Origin of the sequence: Streptomyces brasiliensis, assembly GCF_014647875.1 — a bacterium.
Lineage (GTDB): Bacteria > Actinomycetota > Actinomycetes > Streptomycetales > Streptomycetaceae > Streptomyces > Streptomyces brasiliensis.
This window is the reverse complement of record NZ_BMQA01000012.1, coordinates 82,183-101,593: the sequence shown is the minus strand read 5'-3', so window position 1 is coordinate 101,593 and position 19,411 is coordinate 82,183. Positions and strand designations below refer to the sequence as shown.

24 protein-coding genes are annotated in these 19,411 nt (G+C 72.0%); 6 read left to right on the top strand and 18 right to left on the bottom strand.

Annotated features, from left to right (window positions below):
* Nucleotides 1-11 precede the first annotated feature (11 nt).
* From trpC to hisI, 6 genes are all read right to left on the bottom strand, one after another.
* Nucleotides 12-821 (bottom strand): indole-3-glycerol phosphate synthase TrpC, encoded by an 810-nt coding sequence (gene trpC / locus IEZ19_RS20325; protein WP_189312658.1) that lies wholly within the window; start codon nt 819-821, stop codon nt 12-14.
* Between the two features lie 133 nt (nt 822-954).
* A complete protein-coding gene (locus IEZ19_RS20320; protein WP_189312657.1) occupies nt 955-1,395 on the bottom strand; it encodes a DUF2752 domain-containing protein in 441 nt (146 codons plus the stop codon).
* A 95-nt stretch (nt 1,396-1,490) separates the two neighbouring features.
* On the bottom strand, nt 1,491-1,754 hold the full coding sequence (locus IEZ19_RS20315) for an HGxxPAAW family protein (RefSeq protein WP_189312656.1): 264 nt from the start codon (nt 1,752-1,754) through the stop codon (nt 1,491-1,493).
* Nucleotides 1,755-1,917: 163 nt separating this feature from the next.
* Nucleotides 1,918-2,556, bottom strand: coding sequence for a TIGR02234 family membrane protein (locus IEZ19_RS20310; RefSeq protein WP_189312655.1), 639 nt, complete (start codon nt 2,554-2,556; stop codon nt 1,918-1,920).
* Between the two features lie 41 nt (nt 2,557-2,597).
* Complete coding sequence (locus IEZ19_RS20305; protein WP_189312654.1) at nt 2,598-4,088, bottom strand: anthranilate synthase component I; 1,491 nt, start codon at nt 4,086-4,088, stop codon at nt 2,598-2,600.
* An 11-nt stretch (nt 4,089-4,099) separates the two neighbouring features.
* Entirely contained in the window at nt 4,100-4,492 is a 393-nt protein-coding gene (gene hisI / locus IEZ19_RS20300) for a phosphoribosyl-AMP cyclohydrolase (RefSeq protein WP_189312653.1), read from the bottom strand.
* Nucleotides 4,493-4,562: 70 nt separating this feature from the next.
* Here hisI and IEZ19_RS20295 point away from each other — a divergent pair, with 70 nt between their 5' ends.
* Complete coding sequence (locus tag IEZ19_RS20295) at nt 4,563-5,198, top strand: TIGR03085 family metal-binding protein (protein ID WP_189312652.1); 636 nt, start codon at nt 4,563-4,565, stop codon at nt 5,196-5,198.
* Between the two features lie 50 nt (nt 5,199-5,248).
* Nucleotides 5,249-5,647, top strand: coding sequence for a VOC family protein (locus IEZ19_RS20290; RefSeq protein WP_189312651.1), 399 nt, complete (start codon nt 5,249-5,251; stop codon nt 5,645-5,647).
* Nucleotides 5,648-5,650: 3 nt separating this feature from the next.
* Here IEZ19_RS20290 and IEZ19_RS20285 read toward each other — a convergent pair whose 3' ends face one another.
* The 10 genes from IEZ19_RS20285 to hisD all read right to left on the bottom strand — a co-directional run bounded on the left by IEZ19_RS20285 (nt 5,651) and on the right by hisD (nt 13,456).
* Nucleotides 5,651-7,033 carry an MFS transporter gene (locus IEZ19_RS20285; protein ID WP_189312650.1) on the bottom strand — a complete coding sequence of 461 codons (1,383 nt, stop codon included), beginning with the start codon at nt 7,031-7,033 and terminating at the stop codon, nt 5,651-5,653.
* Nucleotides 7,034-7,049: 16 nt separating this feature from the next.
* On the bottom strand, nt 7,050-7,637 hold the full coding sequence (locus IEZ19_RS20280) for an ArsR/SmtB family transcription factor (protein ID WP_189312649.1): 588 nt from the start codon (nt 7,635-7,637) through the stop codon (nt 7,050-7,052).
* 112 nt (nt 7,638-7,749) lie between these two features.
* Entirely contained in the window at nt 7,750-8,505 is a 756-nt protein-coding gene (gene hisF / locus IEZ19_RS20275) for an imidazole glycerol phosphate synthase subunit HisF (RefSeq protein WP_189312648.1), read from the bottom strand.
* Nucleotides 8,502-8,897, bottom strand: a complete 396-nt coding sequence (locus IEZ19_RS20270; RefSeq protein WP_189312647.1) for a RidA family protein — start codon at nt 8,895-8,897, stop codon at nt 8,502-8,504. The genes hisF and IEZ19_RS20270 overlap by 4 nt, the downstream gene beginning before the upstream one ends.
* The gene (gene priA, locus IEZ19_RS20265; protein ID WP_189312646.1) at nt 8,894-9,616 is read right to left on the bottom strand and encodes a bifunctional 1-(5-phosphoribosyl)-5-((5-phosphoribosylamino)methylideneamino)imidazole-4-carboxamide isomerase/phosphoribosylanthranilate isomerase PriA; all 723 of its coding nucleotides are present in this window, start codon (nt 9,614-9,616) and stop codon (nt 8,894-8,896) included. The genes IEZ19_RS20270 and priA overlap by 4 nt, the downstream gene beginning before the upstream one ends.
* Nucleotides 9,617-9,619: 3 nt before the next feature.
* Nucleotides 9,620-10,264 carry an imidazole glycerol phosphate synthase subunit HisH gene (gene hisH, locus IEZ19_RS20260; RefSeq protein ID WP_373297014.1) on the bottom strand — a complete coding sequence of 215 codons (645 nt, stop codon included), beginning with the start codon at nt 10,262-10,264 and terminating at the stop codon, nt 9,620-9,622.
* Nucleotides 10,261-10,425, bottom strand: a complete 165-nt coding sequence (locus tag IEZ19_RS20255; protein ID WP_189312644.1) for a CG2302 family histidine operon protein — start codon at nt 10,423-10,425, stop codon at nt 10,261-10,263. The genes hisH and IEZ19_RS20255 overlap by 4 nt, the downstream gene beginning before the upstream one ends.
* Nucleotides 10,426-10,428: 3 nt before the next feature.
* Nucleotides 10,429-11,022, bottom strand: a complete 594-nt coding sequence (hisB, locus tag IEZ19_RS20250) for an imidazoleglycerol-phosphate dehydratase HisB (RefSeq protein WP_189312643.1) — start codon at nt 11,020-11,022, stop codon at nt 10,429-10,431.
* Complete coding sequence (locus tag IEZ19_RS20245) at nt 11,019-12,134, bottom strand: histidinol-phosphate transaminase (RefSeq protein WP_189312642.1); 1,116 nt, start codon at nt 12,132-12,134, stop codon at nt 11,019-11,021. Before IEZ19_RS20245 ends, hisB begins: the two co-directional genes overlap by 4 nt.
* The gene (gene hisD / locus IEZ19_RS20240) at nt 12,131-13,456 is read right to left on the bottom strand and encodes a histidinol dehydrogenase (RefSeq protein WP_189312641.1); all 1,326 of its coding nucleotides are present in this window, start codon (nt 13,454-13,456) and stop codon (nt 12,131-12,133) included. Before hisD ends, IEZ19_RS20245 begins: the two co-directional genes overlap by 4 nt.
* A 166-nt stretch (nt 13,457-13,622) precedes the next feature.
* Between hisD and IEZ19_RS20235 the strand changes: the two genes are divergently transcribed.
* The 4 genes from IEZ19_RS20235 to ybaK all read left to right on the top strand — a co-directional run bounded on the left by IEZ19_RS20235 (nt 13,623) and on the right by ybaK (nt 17,677).
* Nucleotides 13,623-15,200, top strand: a complete 1,578-nt coding sequence (locus IEZ19_RS20235; RefSeq protein WP_189312640.1) for an oxidoreductase — start codon at nt 13,623-13,625, stop codon at nt 15,198-15,200.
* Between the two features lie 181 nt (nt 15,201-15,381).
* The gene (locus IEZ19_RS20230; RefSeq protein WP_189312639.1) at nt 15,382-16,410 is read left to right on the top strand and encodes a hypothetical protein; all 1,029 of its coding nucleotides are present in this window, start codon (nt 15,382-15,384) and stop codon (nt 16,408-16,410) included.
* A gap of 11 nt (nt 16,411-16,421) precedes the next feature.
* Entirely contained in the window at nt 16,422-17,162 is a 741-nt protein-coding gene (locus tag IEZ19_RS20225; protein ID WP_189312638.1) for an LON peptidase substrate-binding domain-containing protein, read from the top strand.
* A gap of 14 nt (nt 17,163-17,176) precedes the next feature.
* A complete protein-coding gene (ybaK, locus tag IEZ19_RS20220) occupies nt 17,177-17,677 on the top strand; it encodes a Cys-tRNA(Pro) deacylase (RefSeq protein ID WP_189312637.1) in 501 nt (166 codons plus the stop codon).
* Between the two features lie 233 nt (nt 17,678-17,910).
* On the opposite strand, the gene IEZ19_RS20215 is transcribed toward ybaK, so the two are convergent.
* Nucleotides 17,911-18,543, bottom strand: a complete 633-nt coding sequence (locus IEZ19_RS20215; RefSeq protein ID WP_189312636.1) for an AAA family ATPase — start codon at nt 18,541-18,543, stop codon at nt 17,911-17,913.
* Nucleotides 18,544-18,577: 34 nt separating this feature from the next.
* Nucleotides 18,578-19,399, bottom strand: coding sequence for an ABC transporter permease (locus tag IEZ19_RS20210; RefSeq protein ID WP_189312635.1), 822 nt, complete (start codon nt 19,397-19,399; stop codon nt 18,578-18,580).
* Nucleotides 19,400-19,411 lie beyond the last annotated feature (12 nt).

Here is a 19,411-nt window from a genome sequence, read left to right as displayed (position 1 = left end):
CTAGCGGGTGATCAGCTTCGGCCGTGCCGGAGTGCGGGGTGCTCGCCCGCCGCGACCAGGTCGGCCACCGCCGTCTTCGGGTCGCGCCCCGTGACCAGGGACTCGCCGACCAGGACCGCGTCGGCGCCCGCGTTGGCGTAGGCGATCAGGTCGTGCGGGCCGCGGACGCCGGACTCGGCAACCTTGACGATGCCCTCCGGGATCTCGGGGGCGATCCGCTCGAACGTGCCGCGGTCGACCTCCAGGGTCTTGAGGTTGCGCGCGTTGACGCCGACGACCTTGGCGCCCGCGTCGACCGCGCGGTCGACCTCGTCCTCGTCGTGCACCTCGACGAGCGGGGTGAGGCCGATGGACTCGGCGCGCTCGATCAGCGACTCCAGGGCCGGCTGGTCGAGGGCGGCGACGATCAGCAGCGCGAGGTCGGCGCCGTACGCGCGGGCCTCCCACAGCTGGTACGACGTGACGATGAAGTCCTTGCGCAGGACCGGGATGTCGACCCGGGCGCGCACGGCCTCCAGGTCGGCCAACGAGCCGCCGAAGCGGCGCTGTTCGGTGAGGACGGAGATGACCGCCGCGCCGCCCGCCTCGTAGTCGGCGGCAAGGCCGGCGGGGTCGGCGATCGCGGCGAGCGCGCCCTTGGACGGGCTGGAGCGCTTGACCTCGCAGATGACCTTGACGCCGTCGCCGCGCAGCGCGGCCACGCCGTCCTTCGCCGCGGGCGCCTTCGCCGCGCGCTCCTTGAGCTCGTCGAGGCTGACGCGCGCCTGCCGCTCCGCGAGGTCGGCACGGACTCCGTCGATGATCTCGTCGAGCACACTCACGCGAGCGGCCCCCTTCCGGGCGGTTGTTCCTTCAGGGTCGAAAACCCGTGGTCATTGCGATGGTATCCGGAGTGAGGCGTAGGCCTCACATCCGGTTGAAGGCGGTCCCACTACCTGGACAGCGAGTAGTTGATCAAGGGTGGAGCCAGCCACCGAACGGCAGGTTCCGGACAACGGTGAAGACCAGCATCAGCGCGACCAGGCTCCACAGCTGGACCGGACCGAGCCGGAGCCCCGGGGGACGGCCACGAGCGGCGCGGACCACCCAGACGGTCCAGAGCACGGCGAAGCCCAGGTAGGCGGCGACAGCCGGCGCGTTGTCCTGGAGCGCGGCGGTGAAGTCGCCGTGGATGAAGGCGTGCGCGCTGCGCAGTCCGCCGCAGCCGGGGCAGTACAGGCCGGTCAGGCGGTACAGGGGGCACACCGGGTAGTGGCCGGGCTCGTTCGGGTCGATGGTTCCGACGTAGGCGAAGGCCCCGGCGACGGCTGCGAGGATCCCGGCCGGGACGGCCAGCCGCCCCAGCGGGGTCACGCGCGGTACGACGTGCTGACTGTCGGCATTCACGTCTCGCATTGTGCCCCTCGCGGTCCGCGGACGCGCGTGAGGGGCGGTCCCCAGCGGCGTCGGCACCGGGGACCGCCCCTCAACGAGGACGTCGTACGACGGGGTCAGCTCTTGGCGGCGGCCGGCTCGGGCGTCACCGCGGCGGCGGTCTTCGGCTGGGGCACCACGTGGACGTCCTTCGGCTGCCCGAGTCCCATGGACCGCATGATGCCGCCGACGACACCGCCGAGGGCGATGATCACCATGCCGGCCCAGAAGCCGAGCGGCTGCGCCATCACGACGAAGGCGCCCGCGACGCAGAAACCGATGAAGGCGATGATGACACCGGTCCAGGCGGCCGGGGTGTGACCGTGGCTGCTGCCCGCCATTGCTTGCTCCTCGTTGCTGTGTGCGTGTGTGAGCCGGACGCTCATCACCGTCCATTGTCCCGTACGCGCGTCCCCGCCGGGCGCTGGGGTCGCACCTGTGGAGCGTCTGATTCGCCACATCGGGACCATCGGGACCCTCGTTCCGGGCCGGACGGCCCCGGAGCTACGCCCCGGTCGGGTCCTCGCCCCGGTCCAGGGCCTTCCAGAGGTCCTCGGGCCGGTCGGGGTCGACGGGCGCAGTGGTGGCGCGCTGCCGGGCGGTGCCGCGCTCGTAGCGGCCGGACATGGCGGGCCACAGCCGGCCGTAGAACACGGCCAGCAGCCCGGCCAGCAGCAGCAGGAGGCCGCCGACGGCCGCGACGTACGGCCAGCCCGTATGGGTGAGCGCGGCCACGGTCGCCGACGAGTCGCCGGTGGCCTCCGCGGCCTTCTCGTCGAGGGCGGAGCCGTCGGAAGCGCCTGTCAGGGCGGCGGCGATGGTGCCGACGCCGGAGAGCGCGAGGAGCGCGGCGACGGCGAAGCGGCCGGTCCGGCGGACGGCGAAGACGGCGACGAGCGCGGCGAGGCCCACTATGGCGAGGGCCGCCGGGACGCCCGTGACGTCGCTGCCCTTGGCGGTCAGCGGGAAGGCGCCGCCGGCGACGGTCGCGGTGCCCTCCGACCAGCGCTGCCGGGTGGCCAGCAGCGCCACGGCAGCGCCGAGCGCACCGGCCGGCAGGGCGACGGCGAGGCTGCGGCGGCCGGCGCGCGCGGGGCCCGCGGCTTCGGTACGGGGGTGAGGAACAGCAGTCACGTAGTCCACTATCGCCTGAACCCCGGGCGAACCGTCACCCGGGGTTCGTTTCAGAGGGCGCCGAGGCGGTTCGCCGTGTGCACCGCGCGCAACACCGCCGCCGCCTTGTTGCGGCACTCCTGGTCCTCGGCGACGGGGTCGGAGTCGGCGACGATGCCGGCGCCCGCCTGGACGTAGGCGGTGCCCCCGCGCAGCAGGGCCGTACGGATGGCGATGGCCGTGTCGGAGTCGCCGGCGAAGTCGAGGTAGCCGACGCAGCCGCCGTACAACCCGCGCCGGGACGGCTCGAGTTCGTCGATGATCTGCATCGCACGGGGCTTGGGGGCGCCGGAGAGGGTGCCGGCCGGGAAGCACGCCGTGAGGACGTCGAAGGCGGTACGGCCCTCGGCGACCCTGCCGGTGACGGTCGAGACGATGTGCATGACGTGCGAGTAGCGCTCGACGGACATGAAGTCGACGACCTCGACCGAGCCGGGTTCGCAGACCCGTCCGAGGTCGTTGCGGCCGAGGTCGACGAGCATCAGGTGCTCGGCGCGCTCCTTCGGGTCGGCGAGCAGCTCCTCGGCGAGGGCCTGGTCCTCCGGCGGGGTGGCGCCGCGGGGCCGGGTGCCGGCGATGGGATGGACCATGGCCCGCCCGTCCTCGACCTTGACCAGCGCTTCCGGGCTGGATCCGACGACGTCGAACCCGTCGAAGCGGAAGAGGTACATGTACGGCGACGGGTTGGTGGCCCGCAGCACCCGGTAGACGTCCAGGGCGCTCGCCGTGCACGGCGTCTCGAAGCGCTGCGAGGGGACGACCTGGAAGGCCTCGCCGGCGCGGATGCGCTCCTTGATGTCCTCGACGGCGACCTGGAAGTCGGGGCCGCCCCACAGCGCGGTGTACTCGGGCAGTTCGGAGGGCGGCAGGACCGCCGGGGGCTGGGCCACCGGGCGGGAGAGGTCGGCCTCCATCGCGTCGAGGCGGGCGACGGCGTCGGTGTACGCCTCGTCGACACCGGTGTCGAGGTCGTTGTGGTTGATCGCGTTGGCGATCAGCAGGACCGAGCCCTCCCAGTGGTCCATGACGGCGAGGTCGCTGGTGAGGAGCATGGTCAGCTCGGGGAGCCGCAGGTCGTCGCGCTCGCCGGGGCCGATCTTCTCGAGGCGGCGGACGATGTCGTAGCCGAGGTAACCGACCATGCCGCCGGTGAAGGGCGGCAGGCCGTCCTGGTGGGGGGTGTGCAGGGCCTCGATGGTGGCGCGCAGCGCGGCGAGGGGGTCGCCCTCGACGGGGACCCCGACCGGCGGGGTGCCGAGCCAGTGGGCCTCGCCGTCGCGCGTGGTGAGGGTGGCGGCGGAGCGGACGCCCACGAAGGAGTAGCGAGACCACTGAAACGCCGTGCGGCCGTTCTCCGCGGACTCCAGGAGGAAGGTGCCGGGGCGCTCGGCGGCCAGCTTGCGGTAGAGCGCGACCGGGGTGTCGCCGTCGGCGAGGAGCTTACGGGTGACCGGGATGACCCGTCGGTCGGTGGCCAGCTTGCGGAAGGTCTCGAGGTCCATGGCCGCCGACCTTACTCAGCCGGGGCGGCCGGGCCGGAGGGGGCGTCCTCGAGCAGCACGTCCGCGTCGAAGCAGGTGCGCGCGCCCGTGTGGCAGGCGGCGCCCACCTGGTCCACCTGGACCAGCACCGTGTCGGCGTCGCAGTCGAGGGCGACGGACTTCACCCACTGGAAGTGGCCCGAAGTGTCGCCCTTGACCCAGTACTCCTGGCGGCTGCGGGACCAGTAGGTGCAGCGACCGGTGGTCAGCGTGCGGTGCAGCGCCTCGTCGTCCATCCAGCCGAGCATGAGCACCTCTCCGGTGTCGTACTGCTGGGCGATCGCGGGGACGAGCCCGTCGGCGCTGCGCCTGAGGCGGGCGGCGATCTCGGGGGCGAGGCTGCTGGGCGGGGGCGTGCTGGTCATGGGTGCCATTGTGCCGCGCCGCGGGGACAGGGCCGGTGCGGTGTCCACAGCGTGGTCGTAGGCTGACGGTATGTCGACCTTCGCCAAGCGTGAACGGCTTCTGCTCGCCGACCTCTTGGAAACCACCGGTCCGGACGCCCAGACCCTCTGCGAGGGCTGGCAGACACGCGATCTCGCCGCGCACGTGGTGGTGCGCGAGCGCCGCCCCGACGCCGCCGGGGGCACCCTGATCAAGCCACTCGCCCCGCGCCTGGAGAAGGTGATGGACGAGTACACGGCCAAGCCGTACGAGGAGCTGATCCAGCTGATCCGTACCGGCCCGCCGCGCTTCTCCCCCTTCCAGCTCAAACAGCTCGACGAGGCGGCGAACATCGTCGAGTTCTACGTCCACACGGAGGACGTCCGCCGCGCCCAGCCGGACTGGACGCCGCGCGAGCTGGACCCGGTCTTCCAGGACGCCCTGTGGTCGCGTCTCGAGCGCACGGCCCGGCTGCTGGGACGGGGCGTGCCGACGGGCCTGGTGCTGCGCCGCCCGGACGGGCAGACTGCGGTCGCTCACCGGGGCACGCCGGTGGTGACGGTGACGGGCGAGCCCTCGGAGCTGCTGCTGTTCGCTTTCGGGCGGCAGAGCACGGCGAAGGTCGAGCTGGACGGCGACGAGAACGCGATCGCCAAGCTCCAGGAGTCCAAGCAGCTCGGGATCTGACCGGGGATCCCGCCAGGGACCGGATCGGACTCGGGGTCTGGGAGACGCTCATGATCAAGGTCGCGATGACCGGCGTGTACGTCGACGACGTGCCGCGGGCCCACACCTTCTACACGGACGTCCTCGGCTTCGAGACCCGCACCCGTCTGGAGCTGGGCGACGGCAACCTGTTCGTCACGGTGGGCGCGCCGGGCGGGGAGCAGCCGGATCTCCAGCTGCTGCTCGAGCCCGGCCACAACCCCATCGCGGACCGGTACCGCACGGCGCTGTACGAGGCGGGACTCCCGTCCATCGTCTTCTCCGTGGACGACCTGCGGGCGGAGTACGAGCGGCTGCGCACCCTCGGTGTGCGCTTCACCCACCCGCCGCGGGAGCACGGGCCGGTGTTCACCGCCGTGCTGGACGACTCGGTCGGCAATCTGGTGCAGCTGACGCAGCCGAGGGAGTGAGGCTCAGCGGGGCAGTTCGGCGTGGCGCAGGCCCGGGACGCACAGGGCGACGACCCCGCCGAGCCCGCACACCACCGCGCTGACGACGAACACCGGGCCCGGACCCCAGGCGCCGACCGCGGCGGCCGCGAACGGCATGCTCAGCGGGGCGAGACCGAGGCTGACCAGGCTCGCCACGGCGGTGACGCGGCCCAGGTAGGCGGGGTCGCCCTGGGTCTGGAGCAGGGCGCCGCACATCGCGCCGCTGAGCCCGGCGAGCAGCCCGACGAGCAGGGCCGTACCGACGGCCGCGACGAGGCTCGGGACATAGGCGAGGGCGCCGATGGCGACGGAGCCGGCGAGGATGCCACAGCCGGCGACCAGCCCGGCGCGCGGCAGCCGCCCTCGGACGGTCAGCAGCAGCGAGGCGGCCCCCGCTCCCACCCCGAACCCGGCGAGCACCCAGCCCATCCCGGAGGCACCCCAGCCGCGCCGGTCGGCGAGCAGGGTCAGCCCGATGTTGAGCGGCCCGACGAAGCCGAAGTCACCGAGGGCGATGGCGAGCATCAGGGGGGCCAGCACGCGATGACGCCGGATGTAGCGCAGGCCGGCCACCAGATCGGCCCAGGCGGTGGTGGCGCGGGCCGCGGTGGGGGCGCTGCCGGCGGGCAGTTCCCGGAGCCGTTCGCCCTCGGGCGGAACCCCGACCCGTTCGTCCCGGGCCAGATCGTCGACGTGTTGGTCCCCGGGCAGACCTTCGGCCCGTTCGTCCACGCGCAGAACGCCGACCCGTTCGTCCCCGGGCAGTTCCCGTATTCGTACGGAGATCAGCAGCGGAACCGACACCGCGATGAGCAGCCCGGCGAGTGCGAACGCGACCGGCGCGCCGCCGATCGCCACGCCGAGGCCGCCGAGCGGGGCGCCGACGACGCTCGCGAAGCGGATGGCGAGGCCGCGCAGGCCCTGGACGCGGGCAAGCTGGTCCTTGCCGGTGATGCGGACCGGGAGCGCCCCGACGGCGGGCATGAACACCGCGTCGACGGTGCCGAAGACCAGGGCCAGCAGGGCGAGCGGCCACAGCCCGGGGCTCGTGAGGAAGAGCAGCGCGGCCACCGCGAGGACGGCGGCGCACCGCACGGCGTCGCTGCCGATGACGACCCGGCGCGGCCCCAGCCGGTCGGCGATCACTCCCCCGCCGAGCATGAGCAGGGCCCGCGGCAGCGCGCTGACCGACATCACGACACCGGCCTGCGCGGGCGTCCCGGTCTGCACGGCGGCCCAGGACAGGGCGATGTAGTAGACGCTGTCCCCGACCATCGAGGAGGTGTAGGCCCCGAGCCAGCGCAGGACGTTGGGGTCACGGTGGGCGGGGGCGACGGCAGCGGAGGGGGCGAGCAGGGCGGTCACGGGATCCTGAGTCCTCTCAGACGCGGAACGGGAAGCCGTACATGTAGAGCGCGACGTGCTCGCGCCCCTCGGTCTCGCCCGCGGCCTCGGCGGCCCTGCCCTGCGCGTCGTACTTGCGCAGGACGGCCTCCAACTCGCCCTTCAGCGCGGTGAGTTCCGCCGGGGTCAGACGCAACCAGGACTCGAAGTCCACGGAAGCGGTGTTCCACTCGGCCCCCCAGGCGGGCCGTTCGTCCAGATAGCGCCGGTAGTGGTCGGCGCGCTGGTCGTGGAAGAGGCGGGTGGCCGACAGATGGGCCGCGGCCTTCCCTGGTTCACTCCGGAAGTCCTCGTCCCGGATGCTCACCCCGTCCGAGGCGGGCTGCCACCAGCGCTCCCGGCCGTCCCCGGTCTGCGGCTCGGCCTCCTCGATCAGCCCGTGCTCGGCGAGCTTGCGCAGGTGGTAACTGACCAGGGACACGGCCTCGTCCACATGCTCGGCGAGCTGTGACGCCGTGGCCACCCGCTCGACGCACAGCAGCCGGTACAGGTTCGCCCGCAGGGGATGTGCGAGGGCCTTCAGCGTCCCGACGTCCGTGATCCGACGGTTCTCCTTGCTCACCATGCCGTCAGGCTAGATACGAAAGAAAAGTTGCACAACAGATGTTGCGCAACTTCTCTTTCGTATTTGCTCGTACCCGCAGAAGGAACCGAGGCTGCCGAAGCTCGGCGACCCGTCAGCGAACGGAGTGCCCGGCCTCCCTGAGCACCTGCTTCACCTCGCCGATCCGCAGGTCCCCGAAGTGGAACACCGACGCCGCCAGGACCGCGTCCGCGCCCGCCGCGATCGCCGGGGGGAAGTGGGTCAGGCTGCCCGCGCCGCCCGAGGCGATCACCGGGACGGTCACGTGCTTGCGGACCGCCGCGATCATCTCCAGGTCGTAGCCGTCCTTCGTGCCGTCCGCGTCCATCGAGTTCAGCAGGATCTCGCCCGCGCCCAACTCGGCCGCCCGGTGCGCCCATTCGACCGCGTCGATGCCCGTGCCGCGGCGACCGCCGTGAGTCGTCACCTCGAAGCTGCCGGACGGCGTACGGCGGGCGTCGACCGACAGGACCAGCACCTGCCGGCCGAAGCGTTCCGCGATCTCCCGGATCAGGTCCGGGCGCGCGATCGCCGCCGTGTTCACGCCCACCTTGTCCGCGCCCGCCCGCAGCAGCTTGTCCACGTCCTCGGCCGTACGCACGCCACCGCCGACCGTCAGCGGGATGAACACCTGCTCGGCGGTGCGGCGCACCACGTCGTACGTCGTCTCCCGGTTGCCCGAGGACGCGGTGATGTCCAGGAACGTCAGCTCGTCGGCGCCCTCGGCGTCGTACACCTTGGCCATCTCGACGGGGTCACCCGCGTCGCGCAGGTTCTGGAAGTTGACGCCCTTGACGACCCGGCCGTCGTCCACGTCCAGGCAGGGGATCACGCGTACCGCCAGGGTCATGAGGACACTCCTCGGAACGCTTCCACCTCGATCTCGACGACCAGGCTGGGGTCCACGAAACCGGAGACGATGATCATGGTTGCGACGGGCCGGACGGTGTCGAACAGCTCCTTGTGCGCCCGTCCGACCTCGTCCACGTCCCGGGCGTGCGTGATGTACATGCGCGTCCGTACGACGTCATCACGCCCGAGCCCCACCTGCCGCAGCGCCGACAGCGCGACGTTGAAGGCGTTGACCGCCTGCTCGTACGGCCCGCCGCCGACGATCTGACCGTCCACGACGGACGTGCAGCCGGCGACCAGCACCAGGCCGTTCGGCAGTTCCACCGCGCGGGAGTAGCCGAACTGCTCCTCCCAGGGCGCGCCCGTGGACACGCGTCGTACGTCGCTCACAGCACCGCCTCCAGGGCCTCTTCCAGAGTGAACGCCTTCGCGTACAGGGCCTTCCCGACGATGGAGCCCTCGACACCGAGGGGCACGAGGTCGGCGATCGCCCGCAGGTCGTCCAGCGAGGAGACCCCGCCGGAGGCGACCACCGGGCGGTCCGTGGCGGCGCAGACGTTCTTCAGCAGTTCCAGGTTCGGGCCCTGCAAGGTGCCGTCCTTGGCGATGTCGGTGACGACGTACCGCGCGCAGCCTTCCCTGTCGAGGCGCTCCAGCGTCTCGTAGAGGTCGCCGCCGTCACGCGTCCAGCCCCGGCCGCGCAGGGTCGTGCCGCGGACGTCGAGACCGACGGCGATCTTGTCCCCGTGCTCGGCGATGACCTTGGCGACCCACTCCGGGGTCTCCAGCGCGGCCGTGCCGAGGTTCACGCGCGTGCAGCCCGTGGCGAGCGCGGCGGCCAGCGAGGCGTCGTCGCGGATGCCGCCGGACAGCTCGACCTTGATGTCCATGGCCCGCGTGACCTCGGCGACCAGGGCGCGGTTGTCCCCGGTGCCGAACGCGGCGTCCAGGTCGACCAGGTGCAGCCACTCGGCGCCGGAGCTCTGCCAGGCGAGGGCGGCCTCCAGCGGCGAGCCGTACGACGTCTCGGTCCCGGACTCGCCGTGCACGAGGCGGACGGCCTGGCCGTCGCGGACGTCGACGGCGGGGAGGAGTTCGAGCTTGGCCATGGTCTACAGGGTTCCGATCCAGTTGGTGAGGAGCTGGGCTCCGGCGTCGCCGGACTTCTCGGGGTGGAACTGCGTGGCCCACAGGGCGCCGTTCTCCACGGCGGCCACGAAGGGCTTGCCGTGCGTCGTCCAGGTCACCTTGGGGGCGGGCAGTACCGGGTTGTTCGTCTCCAGGGCCCAGTCGTGGACGGCGTAGGAGTGCACGAAGTAGAAGCGCGCGTCGGCGTCGAGGCCCGCGAACAGCTCGGAGCCGGGCGCCGCCTCGACGGTGTTCCAGCCCATGTGGGGCACGATGTCGGCCTGCAGCGGCTCGACCGAGCCGGGCCACTCGTCGAGGCCCTCGGTCTCGACGCCGTGCTCGATGCCGCGCGCGAACAGGATCTGCATGCCGACGCAGATACCCAGCACCGGGCGCCCGCCGGACAGCCGGCGATCGACGACCCAGTCACCGCGGGCCTCGCGCAGCCCCTTCATGCAGGCGGCGAAGGCGCCGACGCCCGGCACCAGCAGGCCGTCCGCGTTCATGGCCTTGTCGAAGTCACGGGTTATCTCGACGTCGGCTCCCGCGCGCGCGAGAGCGCGCTCGGCAGAACGGACGTTCCCGAAGCCGTAGTCGAAGACGACGACCTTCTTCGAGGAAGCGCTCAATTCCACACCTCCAGCCGCAGGACACCCGCGACGAGACACATGGCCGCGCCGAACGACAACAGCACGATCAGGCTCTTGGGCATCTGTTGTTTGACGAAGGAGATGATGCCACCGACGAGGAAGAGGCCGACGACGATCAGGACCGTGGAGAGACCGTTCATCGCCTACAGCGCACCCTTCGTGGAGGGAAGGATGCCGGCCGCGCGGGTGTCCCGCTCGCTGGCGTACCTGAGGGCCCGTGCGAGCGCCTTGAACTGGCACTCCACGATGTGGTGCGCGTTGCGCCCGTAGGGCACGTGCACGTGCAGCGCGATCTGCGCCTGGGCGACGAAGGACTCCAGGATGTGCCGGGTCATCGTCGTGTCGTACTCGCCGATCATCGGCGCCATGCTCTCGGGCTCGGTGTGCACGAGGTAGGGGCGGCCCGACAGGTCGACGGTGACCTGGGCGAGGGACTCGTCCAGCGGGACCGTGCAGTTGCCGAAGCGGTAGATCCCCACCTTGTCGCCGAGCGCCTGCTTGAAGGCGGCGCCGAGCGCGAGGGCGGTGTCCTCGATGGTGTGGTGGGAGTCGATGTGCAGATCGCCGTCGGTCTTCACGGTCAGGTCGAACAGACCGTGGCGGCCGAGCTGGTCGAGCATGTGGTCGTAGAAGCCGACACCCGTCGCGATGTCGGTCTTCCCGGTGCCGTCGAGATCGATCTCGACCAGGACCGAGGTCTCCTTGGTGGTGCGCTCCACGCGCCCGACGCGGCTCATGCGTCTAGCTCCTTCTTGAGGTCTCGTACCGCGTCCAGGAACGCGTCGTTCTCGTCGGGGGTTCCGGCGGACACCCGCAGCCACCCCGGTACGTCGTTGTCCCGGACCAGGACGCCCCGGTCGAGGATCTTCTGCCAGGCCGCGTGGGAGTCGGCGAACCGGCCGAACTGCACGAAGTTGGCGTCGGACTCGATGACGTCGTAGCCGATGGCCCGCAACTCGGAGACGAGCCGGTCGCGCTCCGCCTTCAGCTGCTCGACGTACTTCAGCAGTGTGTCGGTGTGCTCCAGGGCGGCCAGCGCGGTCGCCTGGGTGATCGCCGACAGGTGGTACGGCAGCCGGACGAGCTGGACGGCGTCCACCACCGCGGGGTGCGCGGCGAGATAGCCGAGGCGCAGGCCGGCGGCGCCGAACGCCTTCGACATGGTCCGGGAGACGACGAGATTCGGCCGTCCTTCGAGCAGCGGCAGCAGCGAGTCGCCGTGGCTGAACTCGATGTAGGCCTCGTCGACGATCACCATCGACGGCTTCGCCGCCTGCGCGGCCTCGTACAGCGCGAGGACCGTGGCGGGCGGGACCGCGTTGCCCGTGGGGTTGTTGGGGGTGGTGATGAAGACGACGTCCGGGCGGTGCTCGGCGATGGCCCGCTCGGCCGCCATGAGGTCGATGGTGAAGTCCTCGTTGCGGGGACCCGAGATCCAGTCGGTGCCCGTGCCGCGCGCGATGAGGGAGTGCATCGAGTACGACGGTTCGAAGCCGATCGCGCTGCGGCCCGGTCCGCCGAAGGTCTGCAGCAGCTGCTGGATGACCTCGTTGGAGCCGTTGGCGGCCCAGACGTTCTCGATGCCGAGGGGGTAATGCCCGGTCCTCGTCAGGTACTTGGCCAGTTCGGTGCGCAGCTGGACCGCGTCCCGGTCGGGGTAGCGGTTCAGGTTGCGGGCGGCCTCGCGCACCCGCTCCGCGATCCGCTCGACGAGCGGCTCGGGCAGCGGGTACGGGTTCTCGTTCGTGTTCAGCCGGACCGGGACGTCCAACTGGGGCGCGCCGTAGGGGGACTTGCCGCGCAGCTCGTCCCGTACGGGGAGATCGTCGATCCTTGTTGCGTCGCTCACTTGCTCTCGGGCACCTTCCAACCGAACCTCGCCTTGACCGCCGCGCCGTGCGCGGGCAGGTCCTCGGCCTCCGCCAGCGTCACCACATGATGGGCGACCTCGGCCAGCGCGTCCTTCGTGTAGTCGACGATGTGGATGCCGCGCAGGAAGGACTGGACGGACAGACCGGAGGAGTGGCAGGCGCAGCCACCGGTGGGCAGGACGTGGTTGGATCCGGCCGCGTAGTCACCGAGGGAGACGGGCGCCCAGGGGCCGATGAAGATCGCGCCCGCGTTCCTGACCCGGTCGGCGACCGCGGCGGCGTCGGCGGTCTGGATCTCCAGGTGCTCGGCGCCGTACGCGTCGACCACCCTGAGACCCTCCTCGACGCCGTCGACCAGCACGATCGCGGACTGCTTGCCGCGCAGGGCCGGGACGATCCGGTCGTCGACGTGCTTGGTGGCCGCGACCTGCGGCTCCAGCTCCTTCTCCACCGCGCTCGCCAGCTCGACGGAGTCGGTGACCAGCACGGCCGCCGCGAGCGGGTCGTGCTCGGCCTGGCTGATCAGGTCCGAGGCGACGTGCACCGGGTCGGCGGTCTCGTCCGCGAGGATCGCGATCTCGGTGGGACCGGCCTCGGTGTCGATGCCGATCCGGCCGGTGAAGAAGCGTTTGGCGGCGGCGACCCAGATGTTGCCGGGGCCGGTGACCATGTTCGCGGGGGCGCAGGACTCGGTGCCGTACGCGAACATCGCGACCGCGGTGGCGCCGCCCGCCGCGTACACCTCGTCGACGCCGAGCAGGGCGCAGGCGGCGAGGATCGTCGGATGCGGCAGACCGCCGAACTCCGCCTGAGCCGGGGAGGCCAGGGCGATCGACTCGACGCCGGCCTCCTGCGCGGGCACGGCGTTCATGATCACGGAGGACGGGTAGACCGAGCGCCCGCCGGGCGCGTACAGGCCGACACGCTCGACCGGCACCCACTTCTCGGTCACCGAGCCGCCGGGCACGACCTGGGTGGTGTGCGTCGTACGGCGCTGCTCGCGGTGGACGAGGCGGGCGCGGCGGATGGACTCCTCCAGGGCCGCGCGGACGTCGGGGTCGAGGGCCTCGAGCGCGTCGGTGAGCGCCTGGGCCGGGACGCGTACGGATTCCAGCCGCACCCCGTCGAACTTCTCGGCGAAGTCGATCAGCGCCGCGTCGCCACGATGATGCACGGCCTCGCAGATCGGACGCACCTTGTCGAGGGCGGCCTGAACGTCGAAGTCGGCTCGGGGCAGCAGGTCGCGCAGGGCGGGGCCCTCGGGAAGGGCGTCGCCGCGCAGATCGATTCGAGAGATCACGATGCCAATTCTCTCAGACCGGGGCAGGACGCCGTTCGCGCGTATCAATGGCTGATACAGAACGTGGCCAAAACCGGAAGATCATCTTCACTACCAGTGTTCCACGCGTCACCCAACGGGCATGAACGGGCTACGAAAGGTGAATTCTGAGGAAGAAGGAAAAGCGGTGACCGAGGGGGCCGGCATCCATGCCGGAGAGCTGCCGGACGACCTGACCGCGACCGAGGCCGCGATGTGGCAGGCCTTCCGCAGCGGCAGCGTGTACGACCTGAGCAGCGGGGACGCGGTCGTCGACGATCCGCACGGCGGACACCCATGGGGGCCCGAGCGGACGGTGCGCGCGCGCACCGTGTGCCGACTGCTGCTCGACGGGCCTGCCCCGCTCGCGGGCCGGGTGGCGTCCCTGAAACTGGCCGGAGTGCAGATCAGCGGCACCCTGGACCTGTCGGGCGGCACGGTCACGCCGTACGTCGAGATGAAGGGCTGCCGCTTCGAGCAGGAGGTCCGGCTGCCCGAGGCCCGGTTCACGACCGCACGGCTGGTGAACTGCTCGGTGCCCCGGCTGGAGGCCGCCCGGGTGCACACCGAGGGCGATCTGCATCTGCCGCGCTGCCGCTTCCACAACGGCATCCGGCTGACCGACGCACACATAGGCACCGACCTGCTGCTCAACCAGGCGATCGTGTACCGGGACCGCTCCGGCCGCTCGATCGCGGCGGACGGCATGACCGTCGGCCAGGACCTCCAGGCCGAGATGCTGGAGTCGCACGGCGAACTGAGCCTGCGCAGCGCCAAGGTCGGCGTCTCGCTGAGCCTGCGCGGCGCGAAGCTGGTCAACCCGTACGCCCGGCTCGCCCTGAACGCACCCCAGCTGACCGTCGAACGCACCCTGTATCTGACCCCGGCCGGGGTGGGCAGCCCGCTGCTGAGCGGAACGACCCCGGCGCGCGGGACGCGCATCCAGCGGTTCGAGTGCGAGGGCGGGATACGGCTCGACGACGGCCGCTTCGGCGACGCGGTCGACCTGGAGCGGGCGCGGTTCACGTTCACCGAGGAGCAGGAACTGTCGCTGCGCCGGGTGCAGACGCCCGAACTGCGCTTCCTCGGCGAGCAACCGCAGCGCGGCAAGGTCGTGCTGTCGGGCGCGCGGGTGGTCACCCTGGTCGACCGGGCGGGCAGCTGGCCCGGACCGGGCAACCTGCACATGGGCGGCTTCGGGTACGAGAACCTCGTACCGCAGGGGCCGTTCCCACTGGACCGGCGGCTCGGCTGGGTGGCCGCGGCGACCGCCGAGTACAACCCGGAGCCGTACGAGCGGCTCGCCACCGTGCTGCGCGGCGCCGGGGAGGACGAGGACGCGCGCGAGGTGCTGCTCGCCAAACAGCGCCGGCGCCGCGAGACGCTGCCGCTGGCCGCCAAGCTGTGGGGATACGCGCAGGACTGGACGGTCGCCTACGGGTACCGGCCGGGCCGGGCAGCCGTGTGGATGGCGGTGCTGTGGGCGGCGAGCACCCTCGCCTTCGCGCACGCGGACCATCCGCCGGTGAACCCCGACGGGCATCCGACGTGGAACCCGGCCCTGTTCTCGCTCGACCTGCTGCTGCCGGTCGTCGACCTGGGCCAGGCGGGCCAGTGGCAACTGCACGGCGGCTGGCAATGGCTGGCCGCGGCACTGATCGTGCTGGGCTGGATCCTGGCGACGACGGTGGCGGCCGGGGCGACGCGGCTGCTGCGGCGGGGTTAGGACGCGCACGGCGACGGACGGGGCTCCGGGTGCTGTCGGCACTGTGCGACGTGTCCGACATCCCTGGCAGGTGACCGACAGTTGAGCAACAGTCACCTTTTGCCGTCCTTTGACCATCTCCCGTACAACCTTCCACGAGTTGGCCGGAGCCCCTGGCGCGCCCCCGACCTGCGGTCTTTCAATGGTCGACACCATGGCTCTGCTGCGCGCGCTGCTCCGTTCCGCACGGGCGAAAAGAACCGCCTCGCGCCCCGCCGGACCGCCGGCCGACGACGAGGTACTGCTCGACGCCCCCGACGAGCGCCTCGCACCCGCGCTGGTCGCGGCCGGCCGCGGCGAGTACGAGCCCGCCGCCAAGCTGCTCGCCACCACACGCGAGGCCGCCGAATGGGAACACCGGGACCGGTATCTGCTGCGGCTCGCCGCCTTCGCACGCTCGCGCCCCGAGTGGGTCGGTCAGTGGCGCGCTGCCGCCCCGGACGATCCCGACGTCCTGCTGCTGCTCGCCCAGCTCGCCGTGGACCGCGGCTGGGCGTCCCCGGCCCGGGCCGACCTGCTCGCCGAGGCGCTCCCGCTGATCACCGCGGCGGCCGGCGCCGACCCGCGCGACCCGGTGCCCTGGCGTGTCGCGCTGGACCACGCGTGCGGCACCGACGCCGGTCACGCGGAGTTCGAACGGCTGTGGGCGGAGGCCGTGCGCCGTTCCCCCCACCACTACGGCTGCCACATGGCCGCCCTGCGCCATCTGTGCGCGACCGCGTCCGCCTCGTACGGCGAGTGCTTCGACTTCGCCGAGTCGGCCGCCCAGGACGCGCCGGCCTACGCACTGGTCCAGGCGCTCCCGGTGCACGCGGCCTACACCTGCCTGGCCCGGGGCACCGAGGTGGCGGCGAAGCGGCTGGACCTGGCCGCCGACCGCGGGCTCGCGCTGTCCGCCCGGTTCCCGGCCGGGGACCCGTGGCCGGCGGAGGTGCGCAACCTGCTGGCGTACGTCCTGGTGTCCCTGGGCCGCCGACAGGACGCTCTCGGCCAGCTGCGCCTGATCGGCCCGTACGTCACGTCCTTCCCGTGGGACCTGACGTCGGACGATCCGCTCGGCCATTTCCTGCGGCTGTACGAGGACCTCGCCGCGCCCGGAACCGGACTGATCCCCTCCCCCAGAGGTCCACGGAACGAGCACGGCGGACACGCCGCCGCTCGTGACCACTAGGCTGTGACGCCGTGACCACCGTCCGCCTCCCCCTCTTCCCGCTGAACTCGGTGCTGTTCCCGGGGCTGGTGCTCCCTCTGAACGTCTTCGAGGAGCGCTATCGCGCCATGATGCGCGAACTGCTGAAGTCCCCCGAGGACGAACCGCGCCGGTTCGCCGTCGTGGCCATCCGCGACGGCCACGAGGTGGCGCCGAGCGCACCGGGCATGCCGGATCCGACGGCGCAGCCCGAGCGCGGCCCGGCGGCGGGCTTCGGCGCCGATCCCCTCCGGGCGTTCCACGGGGTGGGCTGCATCGCGGACGCCGCGACCGTCCGGGAGCGCACGGGCGGCACCTTCGAGGTGCTGGCGACCGGTACGACCCGGGTGCGGCTGCTGTCCGTGGACGCGTCGGGCCCGTTCCTTACGGCTGAACTGGAGGAGCTGCCGGAGGAGCCGGGCGACGAGGCGGGCGCGCTGGCCGAGGGGGTGCTGCGGGCGTTCCGCCAGTACCAGAAGCGGCTGGCGGGAGCGCGCGAACGCTCGCTGTCGACGGGTTCGGAGCTCCCCGACGAACCCTCCGTGGTCTCCTACCTCGTCGCCGCGGCGACGATGCTGGACGTCCCGACGAAGCAACGCCTGCTCCAGGCACCCGACACGGCGTCGCGCCTGCGGGACGAGCTGAAACTCCTTCGCACCGAGACGGCCATCATCCGTAACCTGCCGTCATTGCCGGCGTCGGAGCTGACGCGCGGCCCGACGAGCCTGAACTGAGACCGGAACATCCTGTGGCGAAGAAGTCGAAGAAGCAGCAGTCCGGAGGCACGCCCGCGACGGTGGCCCTGACAGCGGCGGGTGTGGCCCACACGATCCACGCGTACGAGCACGACCCCGCGCACCCCTCCTACGGCGAGGAGGCGGCCGAGGCGATGGGCGTGTCCCCCGAGCGCGTGTTCAAGACGCTGGTGGCGGAGGTCGACGGCACGCTGACCGTGGCGGTGGTGCCGGTCGCGGGCTCGCTGGACCTCAAGGCGCTGGCGTCGGCGGTGAGCGGCAAGCGCGCGGCCATGGCCGACCCGGCCCTCGCCGAGCGCACGACGGGCTATGTCCGCGGCGGCATCTCCCCGCTGGGCCAGCGCAAGAAGCTGCCCACGGTCCTGGACGACTCGGCCTCGTCCCACACCACGATCTGCGTGTCGGCGGGCCGCCGCGGCCTGGAGGTGGAACTCTCCCCCACCGACCTGGCCACCCTCACCGACGCGGTACTGGCCCCGATCGGACGTGCGTGACCCCTCGACGGGCGCCCGTTCCTCGGTTAAGTACGAGGGACATGTCGAAGAAAACGCGGAAACGCAAGTGGCGCGTCAAGAAGGGCCGCTCGAACCACGGACGCCGCCCGGCGTGACCGAACCGGCTCCTTCTCGCCGACCGAGTCGGACGGATCGCTCGGCTCTCGACCGACCGAGTCGAGTGACGGGTGGGCGAGGCCGGGGTCCGGGAGCGGAGCCCCCGTGGGGGAGTCCTACGCCGGTGGCGGCCCGTACGGCTCCGGGTCCCGGGGGCCGAACAGCGCCGTGAGTCCCAGGTGAACCAGCAGCGCGCCCAGCGGCCAGGCCAGCAGCGCCCCCCACGCGCCCAGCTTCAGCGGCGCCGAGAAGGTCACCCCCTTGCCGACCGACTTGGCATGCGCGATCACGTCCTGCGTGGGCCCCAGCCAGACACCGAGTCGCCACGCCAGCAGTGACCCGAGCAGCCCGCCGAGCCCCAGCCCCACCACCAGCGGCACCCCACCACGCCGCCGCGCCAGGAACACGACGATCGCGCTGACCGCACCGAACGCCAGCGCCAGCAGAGCAAACGTTCCGTCCACCCCGATCGCCTGCTCGCCCTCGGAGTCCTTGAGATAGACGACCCAGTTCTTGTCCACCTGGTCCCCGACCAGCGGCACGTGCGGCGCCAGCCACAGCCACAACAGCCCGAGCAGCACCCCGCCGAGCGCCACCGCCACGGTGACGACGGCGGCCTCCCGCACTTCGGTCTTCATCCCGGGACCGTCCTGTTCGTACACGCCCCCGACCGCAGGCGGCGGTACCTGCCAGGCCTGGTGCGGGGACTGGTCGTGCGGTGGCGGAGGCGGCGTCAGTGGTGCGGTCACCCTGACATCGTGCCAGGTCGGCCTGTGCGGCGCGTCATCGGACGGCGGCCCGGCGGTACGCCCACGCCGCCACGGCCAGCGAGACCACCCCGACCCCGGCACACACCCCCAGGTCAGCGGCGACGAACGCCCAGTCGGGATGTCCCCCGAAGGTCCGGGCGTACGCCTCGACGCCGTACGTCGACGGCAGCAGATCACGTGCCAGCCGTACGATCTCCGGCATCCGGTCGGGCGGCAGCACTCCCAGCAGCAGCGCCGCCGACATGCCCAACTGCCCGAGCAGCGTCGCGAGTTCCGGACGCGGCGCGAGCAGTCCGAACGCCGCGCCGAGCCCGGCCAGAGCCGCACCCGCGAGCGGGATCACCGCGACGAGGATCCACAGATTGGTCAGGGGCAGCCCGAACAGCACGCACCCGAACACGGCCGTCACCAGCGTCCCCGGCACGGTGAAGGAGGCGTACGCCCCGGCGGCGCCCAGCACCACCGCGGCCGGCGGCACCGGCAGCGTGGCGTAGTGGTCGAGCCCGCCGCTGGCCCGCAGCTGTCCGAAGTACTGGGCGAGCAGGTTGAGCGCGACGTACGCGACGACCACGACCGACGAGCCGGCCACCACGGACTGGGCCTCGCCGCGCGTGTCCACCACCCCGCGCATCATGATCATGATGCCGACCGACTGGAAGGTCGCGACGAACAGCAGCGGGATCCGCGCCACCCGGGCCCGGGACAGCTGGGCCCGGTACACCGCCGTCAGCGACGGCCACAGCCGGGCGCGCGGCGCGAGTTCGGCCGCTCCCGGTGCCGCGGCCTCCACGGCCAGGGCACCGCCCGGCACAACGTCCGCGGGTACGACACTCACGTCGCGCTGCCC

Excerpts from the sequence above, each read along its gene's own strand:
- IEZ19_RS20320 (WP_189312657.1), bottom strand. The coding sequence starts at position 1,395 with ATGCGAGACGTGAATGCCGACAGTCAGCACGTCGTACCGCGCGTGACC.
- IEZ19_RS20315 (WP_189312656.1), bottom strand. The coding sequence starts at position 1,754 with ATGGCGGGCAGCAGCCACGGTCACACCCCGGCCGCCTGGACCGGTGTC.
- IEZ19_RS20305 (WP_189312654.1), bottom strand. The coding sequence starts at position 4,088 with ATGGACCTCGAGACCTTCCGCAAGCTGGCCACCGACCGACGGGTCATC.
- hisI (WP_189312653.1), bottom strand. The coding sequence starts at position 4,492 with ATGACCAGCACGCCCCCGCCCAGCAGCCTCGCCCCCGAGATCGCCGCC.
- IEZ19_RS20295 (WP_189312652.1), top strand. The coding sequence starts at position 4,563 with ATGTCGACCTTCGCCAAGCGTGAACGGCTTCTGCTCGCCGACCTCTTG.
- IEZ19_RS20290 (WP_189312651.1), top strand. The coding sequence starts at position 5,249 with ATGATCAAGGTCGCGATGACCGGCGTGTACGTCGACGACGTGCCGCGG.
- IEZ19_RS20280 (WP_189312649.1), bottom strand. The coding sequence starts at position 7,637 with ATGGTGAGCAAGGAGAACCGTCGGATCACGGACGTCGGGACGCTGAAG.
- hisF (WP_189312648.1), bottom strand. The coding sequence starts at position 8,505 with ATGACCCTGGCGGTACGCGTGATCCCCTGCCTGGACGTGGACGACGGC.
- priA (WP_189312646.1), bottom strand. The coding sequence starts at position 9,616 with ATGGCCAAGCTCGAACTCCTCCCCGCCGTCGACGTCCGCGACGGCCAG.
- IEZ19_RS20255 (WP_189312644.1), bottom strand. The coding sequence starts at position 10,425 with ATGAACGGTCTCTCCACGGTCCTGATCGTCGTCGGCCTCTTCCTCGTC.
- hisB (WP_189312643.1), bottom strand. The coding sequence starts at position 11,022 with ATGAGCCGCGTCGGGCGCGTGGAGCGCACCACCAAGGAGACCTCGGTC.
- IEZ19_RS20230 (WP_189312639.1), top strand. The coding sequence starts at position 15,382 with ATGGTCGACACCATGGCTCTGCTGCGCGCGCTGCTCCGTTCCGCACGG.